At 66.2% G+C, this 12468-nt stretch carries 11 protein-coding genes; 3 read left to right on the forward strand and 8 right to left on the reverse strand.

The window, feature by feature from the left end; genetic code table 11:
• The 3 genes from ON38_RS22350 to ON38_RS22360 form a co-directional block, all read right to left on the reverse strand.
• Nucleotides 1-456: SRPBCC family protein (locus ON38_RS22350; protein ID WP_039826903.1), on the reverse strand; the 456-nt coding region annotated here is incomplete at its 3' end.
• Nucleotides 453-785 carry an ArsR/SmtB family transcription factor gene (locus tag ON38_RS22355; RefSeq protein WP_039826894.1) on the reverse strand — a complete coding sequence of 111 codons (333 nt, stop codon included), beginning with the start codon at nt 783-785 and terminating at the stop codon, nt 453-455. The genes ON38_RS22350 and ON38_RS22355, both read right to left, overlap by 4 nt.
• Nucleotides 786-817: 32 nt before the next feature.
• Nucleotides 818-1210 (reverse strand): VOC family protein, encoded by a 393-nt coding sequence (locus ON38_RS22360; RefSeq protein WP_039826895.1) that lies wholly within the window; start codon nt 1208-1210, stop codon nt 818-820.
• A gap of 83 nt (nt 1211-1293) precedes the next feature.
• Here ON38_RS22360 and ON38_RS22365 point away from each other — a divergent pair, with 83 nt between their 5' ends.
• The gene (locus ON38_RS22365; protein ID WP_039826896.1) at nt 1294-1755 is read left to right on the forward strand and encodes a MarR family winged helix-turn-helix transcriptional regulator; all 462 of its coding nucleotides are present in this window, start codon (nt 1294-1296) and stop codon (nt 1753-1755) included.
• 25 nt (nt 1756-1780) lie between these two features.
• On the opposite strand, the gene cynS is transcribed toward ON38_RS22365, so the two are convergent.
• Entirely contained in the window at nt 1781-2230 is a 450-nt protein-coding gene (gene cynS, locus ON38_RS22370) for a cyanase (RefSeq protein WP_039826897.1), read from the reverse strand.
• Between the two features lie 246 nt (nt 2231-2476).
• On the opposite strand from cynS, the gene ON38_RS22375 reads away from it, so the two are divergent.
• Nucleotides 2477-3391 carry a formate/nitrite transporter family protein gene (locus ON38_RS22375; RefSeq protein WP_083873017.1) on the forward strand — a complete coding sequence of 305 codons (915 nt, stop codon included), beginning with the start codon at nt 2477-2479 and terminating at the stop codon, nt 3389-3391.
• Here the strand turns inward: ON38_RS22375 and ON38_RS22380 are convergent.
• Together ON38_RS22380 and ON38_RS22385 are read right to left on the reverse strand one after the other, a co-directional pair.
• Entirely contained in the window at nt 3337-5670 is a 2334-nt protein-coding gene (locus ON38_RS22380) for a hypothetical protein (protein WP_157181843.1), read from the reverse strand. The genes ON38_RS22375 and ON38_RS22380 overlap by 55 nt on opposite strands.
• Before the next feature lie 263 nt (nt 5671-5933).
• On the reverse strand, nt 5934-6449 hold the full coding sequence (locus tag ON38_RS22385) for a hypothetical protein (protein WP_039826899.1): 516 nt from the start codon (nt 6447-6449) through the stop codon (nt 5934-5936).
• Between the two features lie 142 nt (nt 6450-6591).
• Between ON38_RS22385 and ON38_RS22390 the strand changes: the two genes are divergently transcribed.
• Nucleotides 6592-7278: a TetR/AcrR family transcriptional regulator C-terminal domain-containing protein gene (locus tag ON38_RS22390; RefSeq protein WP_039826900.1), complete on the forward strand. Its 687-nt coding sequence runs from the start codon at nt 6592-6594 to the stop codon at nt 7276-7278.
• Nucleotides 7279-7344: 66 nt separating this feature from the next.
• On the opposite strand, the gene ON38_RS22395 is transcribed toward ON38_RS22390, so the two are convergent.
• Together ON38_RS22395 and ON38_RS22400 are read right to left on the reverse strand one after the other, a co-directional pair.
• Entirely contained in the window at nt 7345-11298 is a 3954-nt protein-coding gene (locus ON38_RS22395; protein WP_039826901.1) for a DNA-directed RNA polymerase subunit beta', read from the reverse strand.
• Between the two features lie 110 nt (nt 11299-11408).
• Nucleotides 11409-12468, reverse strand: a 1060-nt coding sequence (locus ON38_RS22400; RefSeq protein ID WP_039826902.1) for a DNA-directed RNA polymerase subunit beta, incomplete at its 5' end; no start/stop codon positions are given.

The following is a 12468-nucleotide window of genomic DNA, read 5'->3' on the forward strand; positions in this document are numbered from 1 at the left end:
GTCCAGCGCCCGGTAGCTGGCATTGAGTCCGTCGGCCATCCCGGACTGCAGCATGCCGTCCCGTTCCTCCGGGGTGTGGAACTGGCTCACCGTGACCACCCGGGTACGCCCGTCGCCGAGATCCTCGAAGGTCGCGGCGTCGATGGCGACGTGCGCGGGCATCCCGTCCCATTCGAAGGACTGCACGATCCGCTCCTGCGGCACGATCTCCCGGATCCGTCCTTCGAACCCGTGCGACTGTCCGTCGGCGTGTTCGACGAAACGCCAGTGCCCGCCGGCCCGGAACTCCCAGCGCTCGACATCGATGCGGTTGCCCCGGCCCCACCACTGGGTGAGCTGTTCGAGGCGGGTGTAGGCGTCCCACACCCGTTCCCGCGGGGCGTTGAAAACCCGTTCGACCCTGATCTCGCGATCCGCGGCCGCGGTGACGACGGCTTCTTCGGTGGCAGTGCTCATTGTTCGTGCTCCGTTCGTTGCAGGAATTCGCCCAGACGGTCCATGCGTGCTTCCAGCATCTGCCGGTAGCCCTGCAGCCAGGCCACCTCCCGTCGGAAAACATCGGGACCGACCCGGCAGTACCGGATCCGGCCCCGTTTCTCCGTGACCACCATGCCCGCGTCCTCGAGCAGCTGGATGTGCTTCTTGATGCCGGTGAGGGTCATCGAGAAATCGTCGGCCAGCTCGCTGACGGTGGCCGGTCCATGGCCGAGCCGCTCGAGGATGCCCCGCCGGGTGGGGTCCGCGAGCGCCCCGAAGGAGGCGTCCAAGAACTCATACTGAACCATCTAGTTCAGTATTAGCTGCCGAGCACGCGATGTCAACAGGCCACGGTGAACATTTCGTAGCTGTGCCCCTCCGGCGAGCGGACGTATACCCCGCGACCGCCGCGCAGGTGGTTGATATCCCGGTCCCAGCCGTTCCCGGGCCCCGACCCGAACTCGACCGCGGGCCATCGCGCCAGCCGGCCCAGCACGGCGTCGAAGGTGGCCTCGTCGACCAGAAATCCGTAGTGACCCGGCTCGACACGGCCACGATCGTCGAAATCGAAGGTCAGGCTCTCGTTCACCCGCACCGGCAGGAACGGACCGACCGGGTCGCCCACCGTCAACCCCATGAGCTCGGCGAAGAACGCCGCCCCCGCCGCGCGGTCCGCCACCGGCACAACGGCGTGGTCGAGCACGATGCGCGGAGCATGGGTGGATCCGGACATGATTTCTCCTCATTTACATGTGATACACATACAATCTACATGCGAATCGCACGGAAAATTTCGAAGAGGATAGATTGGTCCATATGAGCGGCAGCTCCTCCCCCGCGGATGGCGGGCCCGCCCTGTTCCGCCTGGTCCGGTTCTGGTCCCGGCGCTGGATACAGCGCGGCGTCGGCGGGCAGAACGCGGAACTGCGCAACGCTCAGCACGTCCAGGTCGTGGAAGCGGTGGCCGGGGCCGCCCAGGCCCCGGACGAGGCGACCATCACCGCGGTCGCCCACCAGCTCGGTCTCGACCATTCCGGAGCCAGTCGGATGGTCCGCGACGCCACCACCGCGGGTTATCTGGCGCGCCGCGAATCCGATCTCGACCGGCGCCGTACCGCACTCCACCTCACCCCGGCCGGTACCCGCCTGCTGGCCGACGCCCACGACTGGCAACGGCAGATCTTCGACCGGCTCACCGGCGACTGGTCCCCCGCCGACCGCCGCCGGTTCGCCGGGTACCTTCAGCGCCTGGCCGACGAACTACCGCACAATCAGTGAGAACCGCGCGGGCGGCGGGCCCGGCTCACCACCGGTAGTCGAGGAACTTCCCGTCGAAGGTGATGACCACCCGGTCCCCGTCGGGGTCGGGACGGCGGGTGAAATCGACCTTGAAGTTGATGGCACTCATGATCCCGTCACCGAATTCCTCGTGGATGAGTTCCTTCAACGCGGGCCCGTATACCGACAGGGCTTCCACGAAACGATAGATCGTGGGATCGCTCATCAGTGCCGGATCGGCGCCGCGGGCCGGCTGCAACGCGAGGCTTTCGGCCACCGCGTCGTCCAGCCCGAGCAGACCACAGACCTTGCCCGCCTGCTCGGCGGTCATCGGATGCTGCCCGAGCAACGCCGCGGTCGTCCAGACCAGTGGGGCACCGAGAGCGTCGGCGATATCGGCCCAGGACAATCCCTGGCGGATGCGGGCGGAGACAACGAGGTCGGCGGCCGCGCGCTTGCTCATGATCGGTTCCATACGAAACTCCTGGCATCGGGAAACATCGATAGCGTCCCACTGCCGAATGCGCCGAACCGAATCGGTATCACAATGTTTACTTCTGCGACGTCCCTGTCGGCGGTGGTCGCACCAAGGTCACGGGGCCCCACATCGACGCACGGGCCCGGTGAGCGCCCGGTAACACGGGTGCGCTCGGCACGATACGGGCGGGAAATCTCGGCATCGCACACTTCGGCACGAGAGACCACAACCGAAGGGCGTGCCATGTCTTATCTCAAACCAGCGGACTTCGTGAAAGAAATGATCGACGCCGGCGAAGCGAAGGCATTCATGTCCACGCGCGATACCGTGATCCGCGCCTATATGGCAGGTGCGATCCTGGCGCTCGCCGCGGCTTTCGCGGTCACCATCACGGTCCAGACCGGCCAGGCACTACTGGGCGCGGTCCTGTTCCCGGTCGGTTTCTGCCTGCTCTACCTTCTCGGGTTCGACCTGCTCACCGGCGTGTTCACCCTCGTGCCGCTGGCCTGGCTGGACCGGCGCCCGGGCGTGACCTGGCGTGCCCTGCTACGCAACTGGGGCCTGGTGTTCACCGGCAACTTCCTCGGCGCGTTCACCGTCGCGGTCATGATGGCGATCATCGTGACCATGGGTTTCTCGATGGACCCCAACGAAGTCGGGCAGAAACTCGGTGAAATCGGCGTATCGCGCACGATCGGCTACGCCGATCACGGTGCCGCGGGAATGCTCACCCTTTTCATCCGCGGGGTGCTGTGCAATTGGATGGTATCCACCGGAGTGGTCGCGGCGATGATGTCGACATCGGTATCCGGAAAGGTTATCGCCATGTGGATGCCCATCATGTTGTTCTTCTACATGGGTTTCGAGCATTCGATCGTCAATATGTTCCTGTTCCCCTCCGGGCTGCTCCTCGGCGGCGACTTCTCGATCGGTGATTATCTGATCTGGAACGAGATCCCCACGGTTGTCGGCAATCTGGTCGGCGGGCTGGCGTTCGTCGGCCTCACCCTCTACGCGACCCACGCGCGCACTGCCGCGCCTCGGCCGCGCCCGGCCGGGCCCACCGTTTCCGAGTCCGGGACGGCCACCGAGGATTCGGAGACTCAGCCGCCGGCGAAGGCGGACGCGGGCGCGCGGGTCGCTTCGGCGGCCCAGTAGTCGGTATCGACGGCTGCGTTCTGCTCGGCGAAGAAGCGGCGGCGGCTCTCGGGGTCGGTGGGGTTCAGGACGTAATCGGTCATCGCGGTGGAAACTCGTTGCGCGTGCTCGTCTCCGATCCAGCGCAGGATCCGGTAGGCGTCCGCCTCCGAGTAGGCGGCCGTCTCCTCGCCGGTCGCGACCTTCTGTATCTGGTTCAGCTTCGCCCGGGACGGCGCGGCCAGGTATTCCTCACCCGTCCGCCGCGCCGCGCCCTCCAGTTGGATCCCCTCCCGTCCGAGCGAGTAGGCGAGAACAGCGCGCTCCAGCTCCGCGTGGGCGGCCGGGGTGTTCATCGCCGAGACATAGTGGGAGGCCGCGACGACTTCGGCCAGGTTCTTATCGGCCAACGACACATCGCCCCCGTGTTTCACCACGTAACCCCGCGCTTCCACCGCGCGCTGGATCATGTCCTCGTCGGTGAAGCCGGCGCCGCGCAGTGAAGCGGCGACCTGCCCGAGGAACCCACCGCCGCCGACCAGTACGCCGTCGACGGCGGCCGCCGCACCCCGCGCTGTGTTCACCCCGCCGCGACCGGCGTCACGGGCGACGGCCGCCGCATCACGGGCGGCGTGCGAGAGATGCAGTCGATCCAGGTAGGGGTGCGTGGCCAGCCCATCCGGCCCACCGGCTTTCTCGCCGTTCCATCGAGCGTTCCACACACCCCACTGGTCGAGCATCGCGCTCTGCCGTTTCATCGAATGCGGTTCCAGCGGTGACACCCGGTTGAACAGCCAGGCCGATGCCGGGTTGTTGTTCAAGGTCGAGAGTGCGGCGGCACCGGCGAGCAACCCGAGTCCCGGTACGCCGGAGTGGGCGAGTCCGCTGGAACCCATACCGAGTGCCGTGCCGCCGCCGGCCCCGCCCGCACCGCTGCCGCCCGGCGCCTGTTGCAGGGCGAGGGAGAACCGGTTGACGATCCACTCGTTGCCTTGGCGCAGCGCGGCGGCGAACCGCCGGAACTGGAGCAGGCCGACGACTTCCACCACCGCGGCCAGGATCAGCACCACTGTCGCCTGGCCGCGGGCCTGGTCGAACAGATTGCCGAGGAACAGCACATACAAACCCAGATAGATGACATAGGCCGCCATCACCACGGCACCGTAGAAACTGTCCACGAGGTTGCGCACCAGGAAGGTCTGCGTGGGACCGTAGACGAACCCGCCCGCCGCGAAACCGAAGATCGCCGCGAAACCGTGGAAGACCGAATCGAGTGCCGACCAGATGATCTTGACCGAGAGATAGGCCCCGAACGCGAGCAGGATGCCGGCGCAGAGCAGCACAACCAGCCCCGAACCGACCTGTCCCATACTCGGGTTCAGCACGGCCTGGTGGGCCGCCAGATCTCCGCAGCTGCGCAGGCCGGACGCCAGGGCCGAATCCGAACCCGACCGCACCCCCGCCGACCACACGGCCGCGCAGCCGGGCCGGTCGTCGATCACATGCCCGAAATTCCACACCTGGACCTGGCGCCGGGCGAAGTTGTCGGCCAGGTTCACCTGCATCGTCGCGACCAATCCGGTGGGATCGCTGTACGCGTGCCCGGTCAGCCCGGCAGCCACCGCGATCCCGAGATCGCGCCCCTGCGACATCAACCCGTGCGAGGAGAGCACGTCCTCCAGCGGTTGGGCCATGAAGATCGGGCCGATCACGGCGACCCCGACCATCGTGACCGCCTGGGTCGCGGCCCGCGCGTGGTGACCACGCAATACGAACCACGCCACGATGAACGCACCGAGTGACGCCGCGACGAGGAGCACCATCGGGATACCGATCTGCGCGTGCAGGCTGCGGGCGACTCCGGCCAGCGCGTTACCGAACGGATCGAGCCAGTGGAAACTCATCGTATAGCCGATCACCCAGATCGCACTGGTCACAATGACTATATAACCGGCGAATTCGAGCCCGAGCACCACCGAGATGGCCGTCTCCAGTGGCTCGAAAATACTGCCGTGGGTGGTGACGAATCGATAGTGGGTCAGTTCGACGCCGCTGGAATCGCGGATGTTCATCCAGTTCAGTGCCGGAAAACCGGCCGTCGCCACCGAATCCGATTCCCCGGTCGCGGCCAGCGCTGCCGCCCCGAGCATTGCGGGGAGCACGAAAAGTACCGAGCCGAGCACCGCGAGCCGCCGGAGCCATCGGCGGCGGGCCGGTTTCGTGATCTCCGCGCCGTCACCCTCTTCAGGGGCCACATGTGCACGGATACCGCGCGCAAGCTGAGTGATTCGGAATGTCATGAGCCCCTCCGGCGGTCGTCGGTCCTTCGCCTGTTCGACGACTCCGGCAGACAGTGCGCTGCAACGTTATTCATGACTGTTCGACCGAACGACGTTTGGACGCAATGTGATCGAAATGCCCGATTCATATTCCCACTGCTGGGCCGAGCGGCTCGGCAGCTCGGCAGCTCGGCAGCTCGGCAGCTCGGCAGCTCGGCAGCTCGGACCCGCTCCCAAAAGGAGCGGGCCCGAGCTTTGGCAGAAGGGACCCATACGCTGGGCGTTCACCCGAGAAGCGTGACCACGATTCCGAGCGCGGCGGCGCCGAACACCGCCACGTTCCGCAGTTTCTGCAACGTCCACGTCCAGCCGGGGAATCCGGCTTCGGCCGCCGCCAGCAGGGGGGGCACATCCACCCGCAGCAGTTCGGGGTCGTTCTTGCGGGCGAAGGCGGCGCGCACCGATCGCACGGCGGTGAGGTTGCTGTAGACGATGACAGCGTTGCCGAGGAGCACCAGCGCGAACACCACCACGCTGACAGTTCCCGCCCAGCCCGGCCCGGCCAGATTCACACCGGCGACCGCCAGCAGTACCGCGGTGATGCCGACGGGAGCAGCCCATTCGTGGCCACTGGCATCGAACCGCATCCCGTACTCGGCCAGCGCGGTCGTGCGAACCCGCTGGCGGGCGAGTTCCCGCTGCGCGCTCGCCATGGCCGCCGCTCCGTAGCGGTGCCGCACCAGCGGCATGCTCACGAACGCGGCGGCAACGATCAGGGCCAGGGCGGCAGTGACGTTCATGATGATCCCTCTTCTCTCGGCGAGCTTCGCGACCGCCGACTTGAACTAAGTGAAAGTACAATAGCGCGCCACTTGCACTAAGTTCAAGTATGGATTTGAACTAAGTGCAAGGCGCACTTCCGGGCGACTTAGAGTTGTCCCCATGCCCCGCGACACCCTCACCCGCGAACAGATCGTCGAGACGGCCATCGAACTCCTCGACGAGGAGGGGCTGGACGGGCTCAACATGCGCAGCCTCGGCAAACGCCTCGATTCGGCCCCCACCGCGATGTACTGGCACGTCCAGAACAAGGACAATCTCGTCCGCCTCGCCACCGACCGGGTCTGGGCCGAGATCGAACTACCCGATCTCGGCACCATGGACTGGCGGACCGCCGCCGAGACCATGGCCGGCGGCATGTACGCGATGATGAGCCGGCACCCGTGGCTGGTCCAGGCGCAATCGGCGTACCTGCTGTATGGGGAGAACAAATCGCGATACGACGAACACGTACTCGCCGTCTACGACGGGGCCGGTTTCACCACCGACCAGGCCGACCGGGCCGCGGCCGCGGTCTTCATGTTCGTCCTGGGCAGCGCGGTGGGAGCCGCCGCCAATGTCTCCATCGCCCGCCGGCTGGCCCACGGAGGCGGGGACCCCGAGGCGCGGCTACGCGAAACCACGACCGCCGCCACCGAGATCGCCCGGAAGTTTCCCCGCCTACGCGCCCGGATCGAGGCGGCGTCCGGCACCGGCTACAACGCGGCACCCGACAGCAGCTTCGAATTCGGCCTGGCCGCGCTGCTCGACGGCCTACAGGAAAACCTCCCGGGCCGAGCCGGCGAATAAGGCCCGGAACGCACTTCGGCCCCGCACCGAAACAGTGCGGGGCCGAAGGCTGTTGCCACCTACCGATTACCGGTAGTCGCTGAAACCGTAATCGTCCAGCGGGACCGCGGCACCGGTGGTGGCACCGAAGCCCTCCGGGCTGTAGTAGGTGTCGTCGTAGGACGGCACCGCGTACGCCGCGGCACGCGCTTCCTCGGTCGGCTGAACCTGGATGTTGCGGTACCGGTTGATACCGGTACCGGCCGGGATCAGCTTACCGATGATCACGTTCTCCTTGAGGCCGATGAGCCGGTCGGAGCGGCAGTTGATCGCCGCGTCCGTCAGGACTCGGGTGGTCTCCTGGAAGGACGCCGCCGACAGCCACGAATCGGTGGCCAGCGACGCCTTGGTGATACCCATCAGCACCGGACGGCCCGCCGCGGGCTCATTGCCCTCGGCGACGACGCGGCGGTTGGACGCCTCGAACTCCGAACGCTCGGTGAGCGAACCGGGCAGGAACTCGGTGGCACCCGAATCGATGATCGTCACCCGGCGCAGCATCTGGCGGACGATGACCTCGATGTGCTTGTCGTGGATGGACACACCCTGGCTGCGGTAGACCTCCTGGACCTCGTGGACCAGGTGGATCTGGACCTGCCGGGGGCCCATCACGCGCAGCACCTCGTGCGGATCCGCCGCGCCCTCCAGCAACTGCTGGCCGACCTCGACGTGGTCGCCGTCGGAGAGCAGCCGCTCGGTGCCGTCGTCGTGCTTGAACACGCGCAGCCGCTGACGCTTGGACAGCTTGTCGTAGACCACATCGTCCCCGCCGTCGTCGGGAATGATGGTGATCTTGTAGAAGCGGTCGTCGTCCTCCAGCCGCACCCGGCCCGAGACCTCCGCGATCGGCGCCTTGCCCTTCGGCACCCGAGCTTCGAAGAGCTCCTGCACACGAGGCAGACCGCCGGTGATGTCGTCACCCGCGACACCACCCTGGTGGAAGGTACGCATGGTCAGCTGGGTACCGGGCTCACCGATGGACTGCGCGGCGACGATACCGACGGCCTCGCCGATATCGACGAGCTTGCCGGTGGCCATCGAGCGGCCATAGCAGGTCGCGCAGACCCCGGTGCCGGTGGTGCAGGTCAGCACGGAGCGGACCTTCACCTCGGTGATGCCGGCGTCCAGCAGGGCCTCGATCGCGGGATCGCCCAGGTCCGCGCCCTTGGTGACCACCACGTTGCCGCTCTCGTCGAGCGCGTCGGCGGCCAGGGTGCGGGCGTAGGCAGAGGTCTCCACGTGCGGGTCCCGGATGAGCAGGCCGTCGGGCTGCTTCTCCGCGATGTGCACGGTGATACCGCGTTCGGTGCCGCAGTCGTGCTCGCGCACGATCACGTCCTGCGAGACGTCCACCAGACGACGGGTCAGGTAACCCGAGTCGGCGGTACGCAGCGCGGTGTCGGCCAGACCCTTACGAGCACCGTGGGTGTTGATGAAGTACTCCAGCACCGTCAGGCCCTCACGGAAGGAGGACTTGATCGGCCGCGGGATGAACTCACCCTTCGGGTTCGTCACCAGGCCCTTCATACCCGCGAGGGTACGGGTCTGGGTGAAGTTACCCGTGGCGCCCGAATCGACGATCGTGATGATCGGGTTGTCGGCCGGGTAGTGCGCGCGCAGCGCCCGACCGACCTCTTCGGTCGCTTCCTGCCAGATCTTGACCAGGGCGTTGTTGCGCTCCTGGTGATCGAGCGCACCACGCTGGTACTTCTTCTCGATCTGATCGGACTGCGCCTCGTAGCGCTCCATGATCTCGGCCTTCTCCGGCGGAACGAGCACGTCCGACATGGAGACGGTGACACCCGAACGCGTGGCCCAGTAGAAGCCGGCGTCCTTGAGCTTGTCGACGGTCTGCGCGACCACGATCATCGGGTAGCGCTCGGCGAGATCGTTGATGATCGTCGCCTGCCGCTTCTTCGGCATCGGCTCGTTGATGAACGCGTAGTCACCCGGGAGCAGTTCGTTGAACAGCACCCGGCCCAGGGTGGTCTGGGTGGTCCACGCGTCGCCGCGCCGCCAGCCCTCCGGGAACAGTTCCGCCTCGACGTCCTTGGGCGGACGCTGATCGGTCAACCGCACCTTGATGGTCGACCGCACGGTGAGCTCACCGCGGTCGACGGCCATCTGCGCTTCGGCCGGCGAGGAGTACACGCCCGTTTCCGGACCGTCGGCCGTCGCGGGCCGGTACTCGCCCTTGGCGCCTTCGTCGAGCCGGGTCAGGTAGTACAGACCCGTCACCATGTCCAGACGCGGCATGGCCAGCGGCCGACCCGACGCCGGGGACAGGATGTTGTTCGAGGACAGCATCAGGATGCGGGCCTCGGCCTGCGCCTCCGCGGACAGCGGCAGGTGCACGGCCATCTGGTCACCGTCGAAGTCGGCGTTGAACGCCTCACAGACCAGCGGGTGCAGCTGGATGGCCTTACCCTCGACCAGCTGCGGCTCGAATGCCTGGATACCGAGGCGGTGCAGGGTGGGCGCACGGTTCAGCAGCACGGGGTGCTCGGCGATGACCTCTTCGAGGACGTCCCACACCTGCGGCCGCTGCCGCTCGACCATCCGCTTGGCGGATTTGATGTTCTGCGCGTGGTTCAGGTCGACCAGCCGCTTCATCACGAACGGCTTGAACAGCTCCAGCGCCATCAGCTTGGGCAGACCGCACTGGTGCAGTTTCAGCTGCGGGCCGACGACGATGACCGAACGGCCGGAGTAGTCGACACGCTTACCGAGCAGGTTCTGCCGGAATCGACCCTGCTTACCCTTGAGCAGATCGCTCAGGGACTTCAGCGGGCGGTTACCCGGGCCGGTGACCGGCCGGCCACGACGACCGTTGTCGAACAGCGCGTCGACCGACTCCTGCAGCATCCGCTTCTCGTTGTTGACGATGATCTCGGGAGCACCGAGGTCGATCAGTCGCTTGAGGCGGTTGTTGCGGTTGATGACACGACGGTAGAGGTCGTTCAGGTCCGAGGTGGCGAAGCGGCCACCGTCGAGCTGGACCATCGGCCGCAGCTCCGGCGGGATCACCGGAACGGCGTCGAGCACCATGCCCATCGGCGAGTTGCCGTTGGTCTGGAACGCCGCGACGACCTTGAGCCGCTTGAGCGCGCGCAGCTTCTTCTGGCCCTTACCGCTGCGGATGGTCTCGCGCAGGTTCTCGGCCTCGGCCTCGATATCGAAGTTCTCCATCAGCTTCTGGATGGACTCCGCGCCCATCGCGCCGGTGAAGTACTCGCCGTAGCGATCCTGCAGCTCGCGGTAGAGCACCTCGTCCACGATCAGCTGCTTGGGGGCCAGCTTGGTGAAGGTGTTCCAGATCTCCTCGAGCCGGTCCAGCTCACGCTGGGCACGGTCGCGGAGCTGCTTCATCTCCCGCTCGCCGCCGTCCTTGACCTTGCGGCGCACATCGGACTTCGCGCCCTCGGCCTCGAGCTCGGCCAGATCGGCCTCGAGCTTCTGGGCCCGGGCTTCGAGGTCGGCGTCACGCTGATCGGTGACGGTCTTCTTCTCGACCTCCATCTCGGCCTCGAGAGTCGACAGCTCGTTGTGCCGCATCTCGTCGTCGACGGCGGTGATGACGTAGGCGGCGAAGTAGATGATCTTTTCCAGATCCTTCGGCGCCAGGTCGAGCAGGTAGCCGAGGCGGCTCGGCACGCCCTTGAAGTACCAGATGTGGGTGACCGGGGCGGCCAGCTCGATATGGCCCATCCGCTCACGGCGCACCTTCGCCCGGGTCACCTCGACGCCGCAGCGTTCACAGATGATGCCCTTGAAGCGGACGCGCTTGTACTTACCGCAGTAGCACTCCCAGTCCCGGGTGGGACCGAAGATCTTCTCGCAGAACAAGCCGTCCTTCTCCGGCTTGAGCGTGCGGTAGTTGATGGTCTCCGGTTTCTTCACCTCGCCGTAGGACCACTGGCGGATGTCGTCGGCGGTGGCCAGGCCGATCCGGAGTTCATCGAAGAAGTTGACGTCTAGCACGTAACTTCCTTTCCCCTGTGCGGGTCGAATACGAGCAAAAGTTCTCTATTGGATTCGAACGCGGTGGCCGGGTGCCGAGCCGTAATTCGTCACGGCACCCGGCCAACGCCCTAGTTCGCCAGATCGTCGACGGTGGCCGCTTCATTCCTGGACAGGTTGATGCCCAGGTTGGCCGCCGCCCGCTCGAGATCCTCGTCGTCCCCGTCGCGCATCTCGATCGCGGCGCCGTCCGACGACAGCACCTCGACATTGAGGCACAGGGACTGGAGTTCCTTGAGCAGAACCTTGAACGATTCCGGGATGCCCGGCTCCGGAATGTTCTCGCCCTTGACGATCGCCTCGTAGACCTTCACCCGGCCCACCACATCGTCGGACTTGATGGTCAGCAGTTCCTGCAGTGTGTAGGCCGCGCCGTAGGCCTGCATGGCCCAGCACTCCATCTCACCGAACCGCTGACCACCGAACTGCGCCTTACCACCCAGCGGCTGCTGGGTGATCATCGAGTACGGACCGGTCGAGCGGGCGTGGATCTTGTCATCGACCAGGTGATGCAGCTTCAGGATGTACATGTAGCCGACCGCCACCGGGTACGGGAACGGCTCACCCGAACGGCCGTCGAACAAGGTCGCCTTACCGTCCTCGTTCACCATCCGCTCACCGTCACGGTTGGGCAGGGTCGACGCGAGCAGACCGCTGAGCTCCTCCTCCTGGGCGCCGTCGAACACCGGGGTGGCGATATTGGAGTCCGCGGGGGCGCTCCACATCTCCTCCGGCAGGTTCTTGGCCCAGTCGGGGTTGCCCTCGACCTCCCAGCCGGCCTTGCCGATCCAGCCGAGGTGGGTTTCCAGGATCTGCCCGATATTCATACGACGCGGCACACCATGGGTGTTCAAGATGATGTCCACCGGGGTGCCGTCGGGCATGAACGGCATGTCCTCGGTCGGCAGGATCTTGCCGATCACACCCTTGTTGCCGTGGCGGCCGGCGAGCTTGTCGCCGTCCTGGATCTTGCGCTTCTGGGCCACGTAGACCCGGACCAGTTCGTTGACGCCGGGAGGCAGATCATCATCGTCCTCACGGGAGAACACCCGGATACCGATGACCTTGCCCGATTCACCGTGGGGCACCTTCAGCGAGGTGTCACGGACTTCGCGGGCCTTCTCACCGAAG

Source organism: Nocardia testacea NBRC 100365 (genome assembly GCF_000308775.1).
Lineage (GTDB): Bacteria > Actinomycetota > Actinomycetes > Mycobacteriales > Mycobacteriaceae > Nocardia > Nocardia testacea.